Source organism: Nitrospina sp. 32_T5 (genome assembly GCF_052156635.1).
Taxonomy (GTDB): domain Bacteria; phylum Nitrospinota; class Nitrospinia; order Nitrospinales; family Nitrospinaceae; genus Nitrospina.
Map to the genome: position 1 here is coordinate 460,354 of NZ_JBQKUO010000001.1, position 18,276 is coordinate 478,629.

Annotated in this window: 15 protein-coding genes; 13 read left to right on the top strand and 2 right to left on the bottom strand. The window is 58.0% G+C overall.

Going from position 1 to position 18,276, the window contains the following annotated elements:
• The first annotated feature begins 56 nt into the window (after window positions 1–56).
• The 9 genes from ACTRW9_RS02105 to yihA all read left to right on the top strand — a co-directional run bounded on the left by ACTRW9_RS02105 (window position 57) and on the right by yihA (window position 11,482).
• Complete coding sequence (locus tag ACTRW9_RS02105; RefSeq protein WP_442427578.1) at window positions 57–566, top strand: nuclear transport factor 2 family protein; 510 nt, start codon at window positions 57–59, stop codon at window positions 564–566.
• A gap of 74 nt (window positions 567–640) precedes the next feature.
• Window positions 641–2,743, top strand: coding sequence for a glycogen debranching protein GlgX (gene glgX / locus ACTRW9_RS02110; protein WP_442428117.1), 2,103 nt, complete (start codon window positions 641–643; stop codon window positions 2,741–2,743).
• A gap of 79 nt (window positions 2,744–2,822) precedes the next feature.
• Complete coding sequence (locus ACTRW9_RS02115; protein WP_442428118.1) at window positions 2,823–3,140, top strand: Hpt domain-containing protein; 318 nt, start codon at window positions 2,823–2,825, stop codon at window positions 3,138–3,140.
• Between the two features lie 82 nt (window positions 3,141–3,222).
• Window positions 3,223–5,301, top strand: a complete 2,079-nt coding sequence (locus tag ACTRW9_RS02120) for a hypothetical protein (RefSeq protein WP_442428119.1) — start codon at window positions 3,223–3,225, stop codon at window positions 5,299–5,301.
• A 7-nt stretch (window positions 5,302–5,308) separates the two neighbouring features.
• Window positions 5,309–8,236 carry a hypothetical protein gene (locus ACTRW9_RS02125; RefSeq protein ID WP_442428120.1) on the top strand — a complete coding sequence of 976 codons (2,928 nt, stop codon included), beginning with the start codon at window positions 5,309–5,311 and terminating at the stop codon, window positions 8,234–8,236.
• A 5-nt stretch (window positions 8,237–8,241) separates the two neighbouring features.
• Window positions 8,242–8,928 carry a c-type cytochrome gene (locus tag ACTRW9_RS02130; protein ID WP_442428121.1) on the top strand — a complete coding sequence of 229 codons (687 nt, stop codon included), beginning with the start codon at window positions 8,242–8,244 and terminating at the stop codon, window positions 8,926–8,928.
• Entirely contained in the window at window positions 8,925–9,425 is a 501-nt protein-coding gene (locus ACTRW9_RS02135) for a c-type cytochrome (RefSeq protein WP_442428122.1), read from the top strand. The genes ACTRW9_RS02130 and ACTRW9_RS02135 overlap by 4 nt, the downstream gene beginning before the upstream one ends.
• Window positions 9,426–9,578: 153 nt before the next feature.
• Complete coding sequence (locus ACTRW9_RS02140; protein WP_442428123.1) at window positions 9,579–10,874, top strand: DUF1015 domain-containing protein; 1,296 nt, start codon at window positions 9,579–9,581, stop codon at window positions 10,872–10,874.
• On the top strand, window positions 10,871–11,482 hold the full coding sequence (gene yihA / locus ACTRW9_RS02145) for a ribosome biogenesis GTP-binding protein YihA/YsxC (RefSeq protein WP_442428124.1): 612 nt from the start codon (window positions 10,871–10,873) through the stop codon (window positions 11,480–11,482). The genes ACTRW9_RS02140 and yihA overlap by 4 nt, the downstream gene beginning before the upstream one ends.
• A gap of 48 nt (window positions 11,483–11,530) precedes the next feature.
• On the opposite strand, the gene ACTRW9_RS02150 is transcribed toward yihA, so the two are convergent.
• Window positions 11,531–11,857: a (2Fe-2S) ferredoxin domain-containing protein gene (locus tag ACTRW9_RS02150; protein ID WP_005007988.1), complete on the bottom strand. Its 327-nt coding sequence runs from the start codon at window positions 11,855–11,857 to the stop codon at window positions 11,531–11,533.
• A 235-nt stretch (window positions 11,858–12,092) separates the two neighbouring features.
• Between ACTRW9_RS02150 and ACTRW9_RS02155 the strand changes: the two genes are divergently transcribed.
• The 4 genes from ACTRW9_RS02155 (at window position 12,093) to ilvB (ending at window position 17,294) form a co-directional block, all read left to right on the top strand.
• Window positions 12,093–13,166, top strand: a complete 1,074-nt coding sequence (locus tag ACTRW9_RS02155; protein WP_442428125.1) for an aminoglycoside phosphotransferase family protein — start codon at window positions 12,093–12,095, stop codon at window positions 13,164–13,166.
• 16 nt (window positions 13,167–13,182) lie between these two features.
• Window positions 13,183–14,286, top strand: coding sequence for an LPS export ABC transporter permease LptG (lptG, locus tag ACTRW9_RS02160; protein ID WP_442428126.1), 1,104 nt, complete (start codon window positions 13,183–13,185; stop codon window positions 14,284–14,286).
• Between the two features lie 12 nt (window positions 14,287–14,298).
• Window positions 14,299–15,240, top strand: a complete 942-nt coding sequence (locus ACTRW9_RS02165) for a Ppx/GppA phosphatase family protein (RefSeq protein ID WP_442428127.1) — start codon at window positions 14,299–14,301, stop codon at window positions 15,238–15,240.
• A 254-nt stretch (window positions 15,241–15,494) separates the two neighbouring features.
• A complete protein-coding gene (gene ilvB, locus ACTRW9_RS02170; protein ID WP_442427590.1) occupies window positions 15,495–17,294 on the top strand; it encodes a biosynthetic-type acetolactate synthase large subunit in 1,800 nt (599 codons plus the stop codon).
• 79 nt (window positions 17,295–17,373) lie between these two features.
• Here the strand turns inward: ilvB and ACTRW9_RS02175 are convergent, their stop codons facing one another.
• Complete coding sequence (locus ACTRW9_RS02175; protein ID WP_442428128.1) at window positions 17,374–18,252, bottom strand: MBL fold metallo-hydrolase; 879 nt, start codon at window positions 18,250–18,252, stop codon at window positions 17,374–17,376.
• Window positions 18,253–18,276: the final 24 nt, after the last annotated feature.

Consider the following 18,276-nt stretch of genomic DNA (forward strand, 5'->3'; position numbering starts at 1 on the left):
TAACGAATCCAATTCATTCATAAATTTAAAAAGTGACTACTTGGGAGACATTTCTCATGAAACGATATAATCGCCTTCTTCCCCTGCTCGTAACCGGGGTATTCTGGATCGTGAACGCCGGCCAGGCGTTCGCGGCGGATACCGATGCGTTGACCAACGTGCTCAAAAAGGTGGACCAGGTGGTGTGCACCCAGCCCCGGCAGATATTCAATTTCTATTCGGCGGACATGGTCATCATCAACGATGACAAGCGCATCCTGCCCGAAAACCGGATCAAGGATTACGAAGTCATGATTTCGGAACTGCAGGGTCTGAAATGCGAACAGAACCGCACCGTGCTGGCTGGCAACGCCGGCGAAAAGGTCGGTTTCCTGCTGGTGGACGAGCTGATCAGCGTCACTTCCCGGCTCAGCACGGACGAACGCCAGCACAGCGTCTGTACCTACGTATTCAACAAGAACAGCGGACAGTGGAAAATCACGCATGAACACTGTTCCAGCCTGCCGGACTACACCATCGTGCCGGGGGACGACGCGTTGTATTATTTCCACAATCCGGTGTACTGACGGGATTGCGATAAGCCTTCCCGTTGACGGATGCCGGGGGGCCGCCTTCGCGGAATCCCCGGCGGGAGCGCACCATGACCGGTTCACCCCACACGCGGCCTGTACAGGGAACCGTGATTTCCGCGGATGGGGTCCGCTTCTCCATATATTCGGAGAATGCAACGCAGGTTGAACTATGCCTGTTTGAATCGGACAAGGGGCCCGAAACCCGCCGTCTGCAAATGGAGCGAGGGGCGGATCACCTCTGGACCCGTTGGGTGCCGGATCTCAAACCCGGTTGCCTGTACGGCTTTAGGGTGTTCGGTCCCTACGCACCGGAGCAGGGACACCGGTTCAATCCCTCCAAGGTCCTGGCCGACCCTTATGGTCGCCTGTTGGGGCGCAGGCCCGGATGGAACCGCCGCTGGCACAGCCTGCCCCCCGACCTGGAGGGAGGGTCCGAATCCAGGACCCGGCCGGACGGGGCAGACAACGCCGATTGTGCGCCGCTCTGCCGGTTGGTGAATCCGGAGTTCGACTGGCAGGGAGACAAACCGCCTGCCACCTCGTGGGCGGAGACCATCCTCTACGAAACCCACGTCAAAGGTTTCACCCGCCAGCATCCGGACATCCCTCCCGGTCTGCGCGGCACTTTCGCCGGCCTGGCCAGCGAGCCCGCCATCGCACACCTCAAATCCCTCGGCGTCACCGCCGTCGAACTGTTACCCATTCACCAGGGTGCAGAGGAGCAGCGCCTGGTCCAAAGCCAGCTCACCAATTACTGGAACTACAACACGCTCCTGTTCTTCGCACCGGACCTGCGTCTCGCCGCCACCGGCGACCCCATCCGCGAGTTCAGGGAGATGGTGCGGAGCCTGCATGAAGCCGGGCTGGAGGTGATCCTCGACGTGGTGTACAACCACACCGTGGAAGGCGATGCCCGCGGCCCCACGCTCTGTTTCCGCGGTATCGACAACCGCACCTACTACCGGCTCGATCCCGAAAATCCAGCGCTGTACGAAAACATCACCGGCTGCGGCAACACGATGAACTTCTCTCACGCACAGGTACGCCAGCTCGCCCTCGACAGCCTGCGTTACTGGGTAACCGACATGCACGTCGATGGCTTCCGTTTCGACCTCGGGGCGGTGCTGGGCCGGGACGAAAACGGCTTCTCCACCGATGCGGCGTTCTTCCAGGCGGTGCAAGCCGACCCGGTGCTCTCGCGGGTCAAGCTCATTGCCGAGCCGTGGGACCTGGGTCACGAAGGCTACCAGGTGGCGGGATTCCCCGACGGCTGGTCGGAGTGGAACGACCAGTACCGGCAGACGGTACGCCGGTTCTGGCTGGGCGCACCGGACCACGTGGGACTCATGGCGCGGCGACTCTCGGGAAGCGGCGATTTCTACCAGCCGCAGAATCGTTCTCCGCGAAGCTCCGTCAATTACATCACCTGCCATGACGGCTTCACGCTTCAGGACCTGGTCAGCTACCAGCGCAAACACAACGAGGCCAACGGCGAACACAACCGGGACGGCAACAACGACAACGCCAGTTGCAACCACGGTATCGAAGGCGCCACCCGGAAACCCGAAATCCTGAAACGGCGCACGCGCCACATGAAAAACCTGATGGCCACCCTCCTGCTCTCGCTCGGCACACCCATGATTTCCGGGGGCGACGAATTGCGCCGCACCCAGCGCGGGAACAACAATGCCTATTGCCAGGACAACAGCACCAGCTGGTATGACTGGCATCTCGACCACGGAAGACAGGAGTTTCTTGAATTCATCCGAAAACTCATCCATCTTCGTAAGTCCTCTCCCATATTCCAGCGGGACCGGTTTTTGACCGGAGAAACCGATCCTGAATCGGGACTCAAAGACGTCACGTGGCTGAAACCGGATGGTACGGAAATGGAAGAAACGGACTGGCACGACCCGGAAGCACTGACTCTCGCCTGCCTTTTGACCTGTCCCGATGTGAATCAAACGCTCCTGGCACGGGGCTCCATCCTGCTCCTCTTGAACGCGGGCCTGGAGGAGTGCCCGTGGATTCTGCCTTCCCTGCCCCCCGCCGGCAACTGGGAGGTGCTTCTCGATACCGAAACCATTGAAAACCGTCTGCAAACCTTGCATCCGGCAGACAGCCTGTATCCCCTTGCCGCGCACACGCTGGCCGTATTGCAATGGAATTGAGTTTTTTCCCGTGGAACCAGTTGAAAACTCCGCGTGAAATTCATTAGGATAAGTGTTTCAACGTTTTGGAAGTGAGTTCATGAACCAGCCCAACCCGTCCCCGGAGAAAATCCCGATCCTCATTCCCAAAGAATTGAGCCCCCTCATCCCCGGCTACCTTGACGACCGTCGGCAGGATGTGGAACGAATGCGGGCATCCCTGGAGCGGAACGACTTCGCCACCTTGAAAAACCTGGCACACATGCTCAAGGGTTCGGGCGCCAGTTACGGTTTCGAGGAGTTGAGTTTTCTGGGGGAGACGCTGGAAACCGCCGCCGACAGCGAACCGGAAAAAATCAAGCCGGTATTGGAACGCATGGCGCGGTATCTCGACAATGTGGAGATTGAATACGTATGAATCGGTTCCCCCCCTTTCTGAAAGAAAAGCCTGTCCTTCGCCATCCCTCCGTCCGGCGCCACCTTCATAAACGGGGACGCTGGTGACTGCCATTCGCAACTGGATCTGGATTGCGGCCATGGCCTTGACCGCTGCGATCCTGCCCGTACCCAGCGGTACCGCTTCCAACACCCCGGACGCGAAACCGGTAGCATGGAACCCCATGCAATCCATCGCACCGGACCAGGAAACCTGCCTGCATTGCCACAACGGCATTGAGCCGGCCAGCCGGTCGCATCCGCTCAAACTCGGTTGCACCGCGTGTCATGGTGGCGATGCCACAGCCACCACAAAAGAGGACGCACACGCCACGCTCGTATATGATCCGGAGGCGGGCACGGGAAAACGCAACCCCTCCTCCCTCAAGGTGGTGCACCTGAGTTGCGGCCAGGCACAGTGCCACTCGGGGTTTGCCGACGAGAGCCGCAACTGGGCGGATCATGTTAGAAAATCGCCGATGGGCACACTGGCCGGGATGATCGCCGGCCTGCGCTTTCAATGGTCGGGGCAAACAGGCAAGGAGGCGAAGTTCGGCATCTATGCCGTGGAAGATGAAGACGGCAACACGCCCCTCGAGCAGGGCGCGGTGGAAAAACTGTCCCGCCTGCCCTACTTCGACAAAAAAACCGTGCGCCGCAACCCTCCGACCGAGGAAACCGGCGACGCGGTGCTGTTGTCCAACCACTTTGCCGACCTGCTTCTGCGCGACCGGTGTTTTTCGTGTCACCTGGATGCCCCGGCCCCGGAAGGCGTGTTCCGCTCGCAGGGTTGCGCCGCCTGCCATTCCCGTTATAACGAAACCGGGTTGTATGCGGGTGACGATCCCACCATCCCGAAGGACGAACCGGGCCATCCGGCCTCGCACGCGATGACCGTATTGCCTGCGGACCAGGTGTGCACGCAGTGCCACCGGCAGTTTGAAAAAGGCGCGCCTTTGGCTTCCCAAACCGGATTCGATGGCCAGCGTCGGCATTTCCGTTTCGCTGGAACCGGTCAGCCGGTGGAAGACGTCCACCGTAAGGCAGGCATGGAATGCATCGATTGCCATACGGCGTTCGATGTGATGGGCGACGGCAACATATATTCGCGCCAGCACCAGGCTGTGGAAATCCGGTGCACCACCTGCCACGGCACGGAGTCGGCCCATCCGGAGACCGCAATAATCGAATCCGAAAACGACCCCGCCCTGCGCCTGAGCCGGCATTACAAAGGATTCCAAAACCAGGTCGGCGACGAGATGGTGCTCACCGCTCGCGGCAATAAAATGACGAACGTGAAAAAAATCGGCAAGCGTTTCGTCTTTTTCAGCAAACGCGCCGGCAAGCAGATTCCCATTCCGCAGGCGGCGTGGCAACGAAGTGCCCACACCCTGCCGGGACATGAGGGAAAGCTGGAGTGCACCACCTGCCACGCCTCATGGGTGCCGCAGTGCCAGGGATGCCATATCACCTACGATCAGGCGGCCTATGAAAAAGGAAAGAACCCATGGGGATCGGGTCCGTCCCATCCCACCGGCTGGACCAGGCCCCGGCTCATGAAAGGGCCTCGCGGCAAGATCGCACCCGTAATGGATCAACCACTTCATTCGCTCACCGTGCTCGACGGACAGGGGCATCCCCTTCCCGTCATCAATGAGGAAGGAGATAAGGAAGGCGAATATAATGAGTGGCAATTCACGAATCCACTGGGATACTCTGGGTCCACTCTGATGTACGCCGCCCAGCCGCATTCGGTAACGAAATCCGTGCGTTCCTGCGCAAGCTGTCACCTGTCGCCGGAGTCTCTCGGCCTGGGCGAAGGCGAACTGAAAATCCAGGGCGACTCCTCTGGCGAGGACGACGCATACAATTTTCTTGTGCTGACGGATCTGAAGACGTTGAAGAGTCATTTGGGACCCTCTGCCGCCGTGACCATACGCGGGGAACCGGTAGCAGGGACGGGCCAGCCCAACGCCCGGCCGCTAAACCAGTCGGAGATCCTCCGTACTCTGCGCGTGGGCAATTGCATTCCCTGTCACGATGCGTATGATGATCCGGTTTACCGGAACTTGGGAAAAAGTTATGAATTTGAGAAAAAGATCCAGCACCGCCGACTGCGTGACCGGATTCTGAACCAACGCTGAAACCGATATGACTTTTTTCAAACGAACAGTCTGGATCGCCGCCTTCCTGGCCCTGCCCGCCTTCCTGCTGATCCCGAACCTGCAGGCCCAGATGGTTTCGCCTTTCGGCACAGAACCGTCCGAAGAAAAGAAAGAGGAACCGGACCTCGGGTTTTCTCCTGCTGTGCCCGGCGGACACCTGTTCGGCCCGACGGAAAAAGCTCCGGAACAGGAAAAGAAATCCCCGCCGCAGGAACCGACCCAAACGCCGTCACCACCCCCCTCCAGCGAACCGTTCTCACCGGAGGAGGCAACGCCGTGGAATCCCTTTGCCACACAACCGGAAACCCAGCCGGAACCGCAACCCGAGCCGCAACCGTTTTTTGGCAAACCCAAAACCGAAACCGCCGAACCGGAAACGCACAGCGCGGAGCCGGAACCCACGGTCACGTTTGAAAAGAAGATGGTGCTCATCCCACCCTTTTCCTCGGACGTCCCGCTCTCCGCCGACGATTTCCGTGACCCGTTTTTTCTTATCCGAAACAAGCGCGAATCGTCGCAGGAGGTGTTGAAACCGGGAACCACGCTGGACGGCATCCGCTTCAACTCCTACGCGGAGAGTAACGGATTCATTGAAAACTTTTACCGCGACTCCAACTTCCGCCTGCGCGACGTGTTCGGCCGGATCGACCTCGTCAACATCGAGGGGGGATGCCTCACCTGCCACCGGGGTATTGAGGAGATCAGCGAGAACCACCGCTTCGACTGCACCACCTGCCACAACGGAAACGAACGCGGCCAGACGCCGGAGCAGGCACACACGGGCATGATCCCGAATCCATCCTCCCTCGAACACGCGCCCAATGCCTGCGGCAAGTGCCACGCGGAACAGGTCGAACAGGTAAACAAATCCATCATGGCGAATCCGCGGGGCCTGGTGGAAACCACACGCTATGCCTGGGGCCATTCACCGTTCAACGACTCCAAAGGCGGCGGCAAAGAGCCCAAGCCGTGGACGTTTGAAGACACGGGTCACCGCGCCGACGACTTTCTCAAGAAAAAATGCATGCGCTGTCATTTGCAGTCGCCCGCGCCGCATCGCGCGGGGGATTACCGCGCCACGGGGTGTGCCGCCTGCCACATGATCTACACCAACGACGGCGTGACTTTGAGCCGCGACCGCGCCATCCAGAAAGTGCAGAAGAAAGACATCCGCAAAAAAGGTTCGCGGTTTGCCTACCGGTACGGATCGACGCCACTCGAAAACCGGCGGGGTTACCCCCTGGTGCACAAGTTCACCGTCGCCGTGCCCAGCGTGCAATGTGAGCACTGCCACAACAACAACGGCGTCGGCAACGAATTTGAAGGCCTGTTCGGCAAACCCGCGCGGCCGAAAACATCGCATGCCGACGTGCTGGCCGATCAACCCGTCCTGTACGGCCGCCAGCATGAGTTCCTGATTCCCGACATCCATCGCGAAAAAGGCATGCACTGCATCGACTGCCACGGTGCGGGCGACCTGAAAGCCGATGCCACGACGAATCCGACCATGCACAGCGCTGTCACCATCCGTTGCCAGACCTGCCACGGCGTGCATCACAAACCGCCGGAAGGATACAAACTGGTGGAAGCGGATGAAAAGGCGCAGCAACTCTTAAAGTCGAACCAGCTGAATCCCAACCTCATGACCAAGGTCGAGATGGGCGACGTGGTGATGCTGGATGGACAGGGGAATCCCCTGCCGCACATAAAGCAGGAGGACGGCAAATGGGTGCTGTTCTCCAAGGTCACCGGCAAGAAACACGTCATCCCGGTCCTCGACGAATTGAAATCCGTTCCGCTGGCGCACCGCGTCACCGAACACCTGACCCAGGTCGAGTGCGCCGCCTGCCACGCGCGCTGGTCTGCAAACGAGTGGGGCCTGCATGCCATCCGCGAACCAAAACTGGAGCCGGGCAAGTGGAACGAATGGAACTTTGCCGACCCGGTTCTGCAACAACGCTTCACCACGCCGGATTTCAAAACAGGAGCAGGCGAAGAACCGCAGGAAACCTCCACCGATCCCGGAATGCTCGACTGGACAAGGGCCCGGCAAACGCCGAAAGGCATTGAAGGCACGTGGAAGGAAGGGGTGTGGGTGAACCTCGTCACCGAGTCCGGCTGGAGCGAACCCATGCTGGGAACCGACCGCCGCGGAAAGGTGATCGTCGTGCAACCGCGTTACCAGTATTTTGTCACCGACCTTGTTGAGAAGGGCGACCAGCGCAATGAGGCGGAGGTGCCCATCACCACCGACGGCAAACCGGGCCTGGTGTGGACGAAGCACACGCCGCACACCATCCGATCAAGCGCGCGCAAATGCGAATCCTGCCACCAGAACTCCGTCGCAACCGGGCTGGGTGAGCCGCAACTGCACAGGGTGGAAGACGCAAACCGGTTCATACAGGCCTTGAAAAAAGAAAATCGCCTCCTGCCGGAGTTTCAAATCAAGCAGACCGTCACCCCGAAAGGCCGGACGCTTCAAACCGCGGTGCCCGATGCGAGTTTCCTCGACAAAAAACTTCTCGACTCACTCAATGGCATGACTGAACGGTACCGCGGCTGGTATTACACCGACCTCAAATCGCGCGGGCTGGGACGCCTGCTGGTACGCGAGGTGTATCCCTTCGACAGCCGTCATGAACTGAATGAGAAAAAATTCGGAAAGCCCGCAGGGGATGAAGACCTGGTGCTGTATTACGACCTGAACGAGAACCGCGTCAAATCCGAAGAACGCATGCAGCCACCGGAAGACATGAAGACCCCGCCCCCCGGTCCGGGACCGGAAGCGGTGGAGGAAGTGACGCCGCCGGCGGAATCGTTCCCCATCTTCCCTTTCGGCTCGGAGCCGACGCCGGAGTTCACGCCCGAACCGGAATCCAATCCACTGCGCACCATACCGCCGCCGATCGAGTGAAAATCATGCACCGACACCCCTGGCAGACCAATATGTTGTACTGGATGGGAGCGATCTTTTTTCTGCTCACCACCCCCGTCCCTGCGTTCGCCGATGAAGCTTTGTTCGAACAGAAACGGTGCGGCACTTGTCATCGACTTTCGGCGGACGAGCCCGCGGAATCTCACCCCGCACCCGACCTGTTTTACGCCGGGGACAAATACCAACATACGTGGCTGATCGAATACCTGCAAAATCCAGGGATCGTCCGTAAGATGGGGCATCCTCGCGACCCGGGGTTTCTGAAAGGCGAACCGGAATTCAAAGGACCGCACATGTCGGTCAGCAAACAGGAGGCGGAATCGCTGGCCTCATTGCTTATGGCGCAGAAGCTGGAGGGACTGGAACCGTTGTCGCTCGATTTCCAGCCGCTGGCGCGCGGTGAGCGGGTGCGCGCCAAGATGCTGTTCGAACGGGACCACAGCTGCATCGCCTGCCACGAAAGCTACAATCTGGCCCGGCAGCCGCGCGGGGGAGTGTCGGGTCCGTCGCTCATCAATGCAGGGAACCGCCTGCAACCCGGGTGGGTGTACCGCTGGCTGAAAAACCCCAGACAATTCACTGAGAAAAGCCGCATGCCGGTTTATGATTTTGACGAAATCCAATTGAAACTGATGACGCGCTACGTTTTGTCTCACAGGAAGGGTGAATGAGGATGCGTGACCGGCTCTCCAGATCCAGGCGTGGGCATTTCATCCATCCCCTTGTGCTCGCACTGGTGATTGCGTTGATGCTTTCCGCCTGCGGCGACGATGCATCCAAGACCGAATCATCCCAGCCCAAACCGCCGATGGCTCAGACCCCTCCTCCACCGATGCAACCGGAACCACCCAAAACTGTCCGCTCCTATTCCGTCACGGAAGAGACCCGTGCCACGTACCAGTATTACTGCACGCAGTGCCACGGCCTGAAAGGCAAGGGCGACGGTATCAATGCGCGCCATGTTGTGGTGCCGCCACGTGACCACACGAAAGCGGTGTACCTGGAAAGCCGTTCCGACGAGCAATTGTTTCACGCCATCAAGCATGGGGGCCTTTCCACGGGCCGGGCCCCGTGCATGCCTGCCTGGGGAAGCACTTTCGATGACGCCATGATCCACTCCCTCGTCAGCTACATCCGTGAGTTGTGCGAGTGCGAAGGTCTAACCTGAACCCGGACTCCACCCCACGTTCCCAAGTAGCAATTGTCTCAATTCGGCAAAGGGCGTAGAATGATTTTTATATCCGCCGCCCGCTTCGGTGGATTTATATTGCCTGAATAGACCATCTATATTTATTTTTCACCCGATTCCCAGGACCGCATTATGGTTGATGTCGCTCCTTTCACCGGACTGCTATACGATGAACGGACCGCCGGGCCACTGGCCGATCTCGTCGCGCCGCCTTATGACGTCATCACTCCCGATCAGCAGGACGACCTGTACCGCCGGAGTCCGTACAATGTGGTCCGCCTGATTCTGGGCAAACAATGCAGTCAGGATACCGAAACCGATAACCGCTACACCCGATCGGCCAAAGACTTCACCGACTGGCAGGCAAAGGGCATTTTGAAGGAAGACGACCGGCCGGGATTTTACGTTTACTCCCAGGAGTACACCTACAACGGCCGGCCGTACAGCCGCTATGGATTTTTCGCCCGCGTTCGCCTGGAAGAGTTCAGCAAGGGCAACATCTGCCCGCACGAGTTCACGCTGGCCAAAGCAAAGGAAGACCGCGCCAAACTGATCCGCGCCTGCAAGGCCAACTTCAGTCCCGTGTTCGGTCTGTATTCCGATCCCGAACGCACCGTAGACGGCTCACTTGAAGTGGTCATGCAGTCGGAGCCACTGGCAGTGATTGAGGAAGACGGCGTGACACACCGGTTCTGGAAGCTCAACGAACCCGCGACGCTCGCCAGGATTGCAGAACAGTTCGAGAATAGAAAGGTATACATCGCGGACGGGCATCACCGTTATGAAACCGCGCTCGCCTACCATCTGGAAAACGGCGGACCCGGGAGCGATTCGGCGCACGTGTTGATGTTCCTCACCAACATGGACAATGACGCCCTCGCCATCTATCCCATTCATCGGCAGATCAAATCACCGGAACCGTTCGACCGCGATGCCTTCCTCAAAAAACTGGAATCCTATTTTCATATTCAATCCTTCCCGAAAAATACTTCTGCCAGCGTAATGATTGCCACTTTGGAAGAAGTCGGGCATCATGGGATCGCCTTCTGCGCGTATCTGGGTAACGGCAATGCGGCATTACTGAAACTGAAGGATATCGATGCCGTGGTTCCGCACATGAACGCTGATGACGCCGAGCCGCTGAAAGTGCTCGATGTATTTCAACTGCATACCCTGGTGTTGAAACATCTCATGGGCATAGACACCAAACGTCCGGAGCATCAGCAGTGCATCACCTACAATGTTCGGGCGGAGGAATCGATTCAAAACGTGGAAAAAGGTGAGTTCGACCTCGCGTTCTTCATGAACGCAACCCGCATCGATCAGGTGCGGAGCCTCGCCGAGCAGGGCGTACGGCTCCCCCAGAAAGCCACTTACTTCTATCCCAAACTGCTCTCCGGATTGGTGATCAACCGTTTCAAATCATGAAAATCGTCAAGGCCGAATTCATCACCGGTGCGGTGTCCGCCAAACAGTTTCCCAACCAGCCGCTTCCCGAAATCGCGTTCATCGGGCGGTCCAACGTGGGCAAATCGTCGCTCATCAATTCGCTGGTCAACCGCAAAAAGCTGGTAAAAACCAGCGCCACACCGGGAAAAACGCAGATGATCAACTTTTTCAACATCAACGATGCCTGGATGCTGGCGGACCTGCCGGGCTACGGTTTCGCCAAAGTACCCCCGCAGGTGCAGAAGAAATGGCAGGTGCTGATTGAAGACTACCTGCAGGAACGCGAACGTCTGGAGAGCGTGGTGCTGATCGTGGACATCCGCCGGAAACCGACGGAGCTGGACCTGGTCATGCGGGACTGGCTGGAGGACGTGGGGCTGGACTACGTTGTGGTCGCCACCAAGTCCGACAAACTGTCGCAGACGGAGAGAAAACAGCAGATGACCAAAATCAAAAAAGAATTTGGCGGTGACGGGGTGCGCACGGTGCTGATGTATTCCAGCAAGAACAACCAGGGCCGGAAGGAACTGTGGAACTATTTTTCAAACCGCAGAAAAAAAGAGGAAGCCCAACCCGCCGAGGAGTGAGCTTCCTCTTTTTATTTACTTGTTGATACCAGCGTCAACGAACGGGGATCAGCCCCACATCTCGTCGGGAATTTCCAGACGCTCGATCTTTTTGCCGTTCATGATGTGGGATTCGAGAATCTCGTCCACGTCGTCCGGCTTGACGCCCTTGTACCAGACTCCGTCCGGGTACACAACCACCACCGGCCCCATGGAACAGGGTCCCATGCATCCCGTGGTGGTGAGCATGGCTTTGCCAAACAAATTTTTCTGTTCGATGCCCATTCCGATTTTTTCAAAGACTTCCATGGCTCCGTTTTCGCCGCAGGAACCCCGGGGATGTCCCGGAGGGCGCTGGTTCGTACAGACCAGGATGTGATATGCAGGTTTCGGCATTGTTCTCCTCCGTAAATAATTCAAGGGACCCGCAGGTCCCATTTATGATGCGACTGGTTAGGGTTCGCTTTGGAAATTTAAAGGAAATCTTCCAAAATTCCGTGGGCAGGGTGGCTTTCCCTCTTTCACCCGCCCCGGGGCCGCATTGTCTCCGGCCAAACGGGCTGGTAGTATACTATAATTACACAAAGTTCCAAACCGAACCTGTATTCACAGGCCATAACCGACCTATCCAATGAATTCCAAAATCGCAACCAGTCCTTCCGCCGAGCCGCGTTTCAACCTGCCCTACCTGGCCAAAACGCTGGGGGGCCTGTTCGGGCAATCGGTGGCCGGGGTCGAGGCCACACCGCTGCAGGGTGATGCCTCCACCCGCCGTTACTTTCGCCTGCATCCGCATTACCGGTCGCGCGGACGCGGACCGGACTCACTTGTCCTGATGCAGTTGCCGGAACCCTTTCCCGGCGAGAAATATGATTTCGTCCTGATCCAGAAATTTCTGGAAGGGTTGAATGTTTCAGTTCCCCATCTTTACCACTATGACGTCCCGCAGGGATTTGTTTTCCTGCAGGACTGCGGCGACATCACACTGGAGCACCAGCTTTCAAACAGCGATGAGGCCGAACGCCGCGCATGGTACCGGCAGGCGGTCGACAAGCTGGCCGACATGCAGTTCCGCGCGACGCAACGCATCCGCCCGGACTGCCCGGCGTACCACCTGCGTTTCGACACAGCCAAGCTGATGGGCGAGATGGACTTCATGATCGAACACTACATCGAAGGCCTGTTGGGATTGAAACTGAACGACACCGTATGGAACGCGTTGCAGCACCACCTGCAGCGCCTGTGTTCCGAACTCGACCGGCAACCGCTGCACTTCACCCACCGGGATTTTCACAGCCGCAACCTGATGGTCCACGATGAGGAGCTGGTGATGATCGACTTTCAGGATGCACGCATGGGCCCCAGCCAGTACGACCTCGCATCCCTTCTCCGCGACTCGTACCACGTCCTGCCGGAGGAATTTGTGAGCGACATGGTGACTCGCTTCATCAGCCTGAAAAAACAAAAGGAAAAAGGGGATGTGGATGCAGACGAATACCGGCGCGTGTTCGATTTGATGTCCGTTCAGCGCAACCTGAAAGCCATCGGCACCTTCGCCTACCAGAAACACGCCGTTGGCAACGACCGTTATGAACCCTGTATCGCTCCAACCCTGAACTACGTCCGCACCACCCTGCAACGCCACGACGATTGGAAAGGCCTGCGTCACGCATTGGAGTCGGCCATCCCGGAGCTTTCCTCCTGACTCTTTCTGCACCCTTATGAAAATCCTGAAACGCTACATCCTGGCCCAGTTCCTGAAGACGTACCTGTTGATGGTCGTCGCAATGGTCGGCGTGTTTTTGGTGATCGACGCTTTCGAACGGCTCGATGAATTCGTCACCAAGCACGGTACGTTCTGGGATTTTGTTCTTTATTTCATTTACAAAATTCCATTCATCCTGTCTTACATGGCGCCCCAGGCGATCCTGCTGGCGACGGTGGTGACGTTGGTGGGACTGGCCCGCAACAACGAGCTGACTGCCATGCGCGCCTGCGGTATCAGCCTGACCGGAATCACACAACCGATCCTGAGCACTTCGCTCATCATTGCGCTGGGGCTGGTCTTCCTCAACGAGTTCGTGACCCCCAAAACCAGCGAAAACATGAATTATATTTTTTACGTGAAAGTGCGCGGCCACGAAAACCTGCACCAGGCTTCGCACCAGAATTTGTGGTTGAGGTCGCCCAACGGTTCCATCTGGAACATGGAAACCTTCGATCCGGTTAACAACGTGATGTATGATGTCAGCCTGTTTTATTATGATCGCGAACATCCCGTCATGCGACAGCGCATCGACGCGCAAAAAGTTTCGTGGACCGGGGACCAGTGGGTATTTGAAAAGGGTGCGATGCGGTTCTTCTCCCCGGGTGGTCTCGACAAAACCCAGTTTTTTGAAACACAGGTGTTTCCTGTGATGGAAAAACCGGAAGATTTCAACAAGGTCCAAAAACGTCCGGAAGAGATGAGTGCACGTGAGATGTACCAGAATATCCTGATTAAGGAATCGGAAGGATTCGATACGGCCAGAAACCGCGTCGACCTGCACCACAAGCTGTCGTATCCGTTCATCAGCGTGGTGCTGGCGCTGGTGGGTATTCCGCTTTCCATTCGTTCCAGCAGGCGGGGCGGGCTTCTGTTCTGCATCGGTATCAGTCTCGCCATCGGGTTCCTGTTTTTCTTTTTCTACGCCACCTCCATTTCTCTCGGCCAGAAAGGAACCTTCGAACCCGTGCTGGCGGCGTGGGGTCCGTGCCTGTTGTTCATCACCGTGGGCCTGTATCTTTTACTCACACTCGACAGCGAAAAAGTGCTTCCCATATAAAGAGACGACTTCATGATGAACCACTTTGCGTCGGTCGATATCGGCTCCAACACCATCCGTCTGCTCGTCATGCAGGTCAACGGACAGGGCGAGTTTCATGAAGTGGACTCGGAGCGTGCCATCACGCGTCTGGGCGAAGGCATCCATACCGAAAAAAAGCTCCTGCCGCACCGCATCGACCTTGCACTGGACACCCTCCGCGGATTTCAGGAGCGGTGCCGCAAGTACGGCGACGTGCCGATGAAACTCGTCGCCACCAGCGCCGTACGCGAAGCCGCGAACAAAGAGGACTTCGTGAACCGCGCGAAAGACGAACTGGGCCTCACGATCGACGTCATTCCATGGGAGGAAGAAGCACGGTTGACCCTGGCCGGGGTGTTCTGGAAACTGCCTGAAGACAACCGGCCGATGGTGACGTTCGACATCGGCGGCGGCAGTACCGAGTTCATCTATTCCCGGGGCCGCAAGGTGGAAGCGGTGGCGGGTACGTCTCTGGGGGTGGTTCGCCTGACGGAACGGTTTCTCACTCAGCACCCGGTGGCGGAAACCGAGTACCGGCCCCTGCGCGCTTTCCTGGCGGAAGAACTGGCCGACGTGTCGCGCAAACTGGGATCGCCGAAACCCGAAATTCTGGTGGGCACCGCGGGTACGGTGACGACCCTGGCCGCCATCCGCGACGATATCTACCCTTACGATCCGGAACGTATCCACGGCATGCACCTGCCGCTGGCGGACATCGAACGCCTGAACGGCGAATTGAAGGCAAAATCCATCGAAGAGCGTCGTAAAATCCGCACATTGGAGGAAGGACGCGAGGACCTCATCATCGCCGGCACCGCCATCCTGCTGGAAACCATGCACACCTTCGCCTGCGAAACCCTGACGGTCAGCGAATACAGCCTGCGGGAAGGGGTGCTGATCGACGCCTTCGGCGACCGGGCCGGCGGGGGTTGAGCGAGAGGAGCCCCCTGAATATCGGCCTGTGGATTATAAAAACGTCCTCCCTACGCCGCGGGGTAAAAAAAATTTGATAGGTTCCGGCGGTTCACGTTATAAAAGAGTATCCGGAGCCGAATCCCGTCATCACCATCCACAGCACAGCAGGTCACCCGTCCTGCCCGGTTTGCGCCCGGAGTTTGGGTTGACAAGCCACGGCCCATAGGCTAAGGTTTCAACTTATCTTATTAATTTTTAACATGTTATAAGCCATGTCACGCACGCGTCCGTCCACAGCAAAAAAAGTCGTCAACATCGACCGAAAAAAAGATCTCGCCAGCCCGCCCATGAAGGGACGGGACATCCTCGTAAAGGCTCTGGAAAACGAGGGCGTGGACACGGTATTTGGCTATCCCGGTGGCGCGTCGATGGAAATCCACCAGGCACTGACGCTCACCAAGAAAATCCGTCACGTTCTGCCCCGCCACGAACAGGGTGGTTCGTTTGCCGCGGGCGGGTACGCGCGTGTGACGGGTCGGCCGGGCGTGTGCATCGCTACTTCCGGCCCCGGTGCCACCAACCTGTTGACCGGCATCATGGACGCAAAGATGGATTCCATTCCGCTTGTCGCCATCACAGGCCAGGTCCCGACGCCGGTGATCGGCAGCGACGCGTTTCAGGAAACGGACATCGTCGGCGCCTCGTTTCCTCTGGTCAAGCACAGCTACCTGGTGCAGGACATCAACGATATTCCGCAGATCATTCACGAAGCGTTTCACATCGCCTCCACGGGGCGCCCGGGTCCGGTGCTCGTGGACATCCCGAAAAACATCCAGCAACAGGAGACGATCCCGGATTTCAAGGTCGGGCTGGACGTTCCGGGTTACCGCCCGAACCTGAAGCCCGCGCCGCAACAGGTGAAGAAAGCCATGCACCTGCTCAAGGAGTCGCGGCGGCCCATCATCTACGCAGGCGGCGGCATCATCTCCGCGGAAGCTTCTGACGAACTGCGCAAGTTCGTCAAGAAGACCGGCATCCCCATCACCAACACGGTCATGGGGCTCGGCAGTTTCCCGATGGACGACCCGCTTTCGCTCCACATGCTCGGCATGCACGGCGCGGTGTATGCGAATATCGCCATCAACCACGCCGACCTCGTCATCGCCCTTGGCGTGCGATTCGACGACCGGGTTACCGGAAAGCTTTCCGAATTCTGCCCGAACGCGAAGTTCATTCACGTGGACATCGATCCGTCGGAGATCAACAAGAACATCACCGTCGATGTTCCGATCCAGGGCGACGTCAAGCAGGCGCTCAAGATGATGGTCGAACTGGCGGAAAAGAAAAAGGACATCGGCCCCTGGCTGCAACAGGTCCAGGAGTGGAAACAGGAGTTTCCGCTGACGTACAAAATGAGCGACAAGGACATCGTGCCCCAGCACGTGATCACCGAACTGCAACGCCTTGTCGGAGACGAGGCGATCGTCTCGGTCGGGGTCGGCCAGCACCAGATGTGGACGGCTCAGTTCTGGCGGTTCAAGCAACCCCGGCACTGGCTGTGTTCGTCCGGCCTCGGCGCGATGGGATTCGGCCTGCCCGCGGCAATGGGTGCGGCGGTGGCGCGGCCGGATGTGCCTGTCATCAACATCGACGGCGACGGTTCGTTCCTCATGAATATCCAGGAACTGCAGACCTGCAAGATCGAGAACATCCCGGTGAAAAGCGTTGTTCTCAACAACGCGCACCTCGGCATGGTGGCGCAGTGGGAAGACCGCTTCTACAAGTCCCTGCGGGGACACACGTACATCGGCGACGCCGATTTCGCGGAGATCGCCGACGCCTTCGGCATCAAAGGCGAGTCCATCCGCAAACCTGAGGAAGTGGAACCGGCCCTGAAGCGCATGTTGAAACACAAGGGACCCTACGTGCTCGACGTCAAGTACCCGTACAACGACAAGAGCCACGGCCACGTCATCCCGATGATCCCGGGCGGCCACACGTACCTAGACACCATTCTCGACACGGATACCAACCTGCGCGATTACTGGAAGAAAAAAGGGATCGACATTTAAGCCGCATCATCGATCAAAAAACAAAACCCCTTTCCCGGATCGGGAAAGGGGTTTTTTATTTCAGATCAGACTGCTCTTATCAGGTTTCGCGTTTGGCTGTGTATTCGATGAACGCCCGGCGGATGTTCTCCTTTATCCTCTCGGTTTGCGCCCAGTCGCTGTACTTTTCCATCAGCCTCGCCGTCACGTTCTCGACCGTTTTGTTCAGATCGTATCCCTTGTCGAGTTCGCGATTGACATACTGCCGAAGAAGAATCAGGTAGTGCTTCGCCTGGATGATGATCTGCTTGCCGCCGGGACGCCCCTGACCGGGCACGATCAGTTCCGCATCCACGTCTTCCATCTCCTGAAGAGCGTCGATCCACGGATCGATGTAGCTGTCACGCGTGTCCGGAATGACCCGGTTGAAAACCAGCCCGCCGCCGATGATTGTCCGCCAGGTGGGGAGGTATACATATAAATCCCCATCGGTGTGGCCCGGACCCGGATGCCGCAACTCAAGAAGGTACCCTCCCAACGTCAGCTCCACCTCCGTGTCGAACGCGAGGTTCGGGTAGGTCAGGTTTTTCAAACCTTCCAGTTCGGCCATGGTTTCCATGTTTTTCTGCGCTTTCAGGTGCGCGATGATGGAAGGACACTCCTTGAACGCCGAATTGCCGAGCACGCTGTCCTTGTGATGATGCGTGTTCACCACGTGCGTGATGGGTTTGTCCGTTTTGCTGCGGATTTCGCCCAGCAGGTGTTGTCCGCCCTCCGCGGTCATCCGCGTGTCGATCACCATCACGCCCTGGTCGGTGATGATGAACGTCGCGTTCGCATCCGGCCCGCCTTCGGAATGAACCGTCCAGATATGCGGCAGGATCTCGATCGTTTTTTCCTGCGCTTCCACCACGCCGGCCCACGCCAGCCAGATTGCCAAAACCCAACCCGCTCGTTTCCCTGCCTTGCTTGCGATCATGATTGTCCTTCTTTTGTATCTGAT

Bases quoted from the DNA above. Each gene is read 5' to 3' on its own strand.
- ilvB (WP_442427590.1), top strand. From the start codon at position 15,495: ATGTCACGCACGCGTCCGTCCACAGCAAAAAAAGTCGTCAACATCGAC.
- lptG (WP_442428126.1), top strand. From the start codon at position 13,183: ATGAAAATCCTGAAACGCTACATCCTGGCCCAGTTCCTGAAGACGTAC.
- ACTRW9_RS02105 (WP_442427578.1), top strand. From the start codon at position 57: ATGAAACGATATAATCGCCTTCTTCCCCTGCTCGTAACCGGGGTATTC.
- ACTRW9_RS02140 (WP_442428123.1), top strand. From the start codon at position 9,579: ATGGTTGATGTCGCTCCTTTCACCGGACTGCTATACGATGAACGGACC.
- glgX (WP_442428117.1), top strand. From the start codon at position 641: ATGACCGGTTCACCCCACACGCGGCCTGTACAGGGAACCGTGATTTCC.
- ACTRW9_RS02150 (WP_005007988.1), bottom strand. From the start codon at position 11,857: ATGCCGAAACCTGCATATCACATCCTGGTCTGTACGAACCAGCGCCCT.
- ACTRW9_RS02115 (WP_442428118.1), top strand. From the start codon at position 2,823: ATGAACCAGCCCAACCCGTCCCCGGAGAAAATCCCGATCCTCATTCCC.
- ACTRW9_RS02165 (WP_442428127.1), top strand. From the start codon at position 14,299: ATGATGAACCACTTTGCGTCGGTCGATATCGGCTCCAACACCATCCGT.
- ACTRW9_RS02135 (WP_442428122.1), top strand. From the start codon at position 8,925: ATGAGGATGCGTGACCGGCTCTCCAGATCCAGGCGTGGGCATTTCATC.
- ACTRW9_RS02175 (WP_442428128.1), bottom strand. From the start codon at position 18,252: ATGATCGCAAGCAAGGCAGGGAAACGAGCGGGTTGGGTTTTGGCAATC.
- ACTRW9_RS02155 (WP_442428125.1), top strand. From the start codon at position 12,093: ATGAATTCCAAAATCGCAACCAGTCCTTCCGCCGAGCCGCGTTTCAAC.
- yihA (WP_442428124.1), top strand. From the start codon at position 10,871: ATGAAAATCGTCAAGGCCGAATTCATCACCGGTGCGGTGTCCGCCAAA.
- ACTRW9_RS02130 (WP_442428121.1), top strand. From the start codon at position 8,242: ATGCACCGACACCCCTGGCAGACCAATATGTTGTACTGGATGGGAGCG.
- ACTRW9_RS02125 (WP_442428120.1), top strand. From the start codon at position 5,309: ATGACTTTTTTCAAACGAACAGTCTGGATCGCCGCCTTCCTGGCCCTG.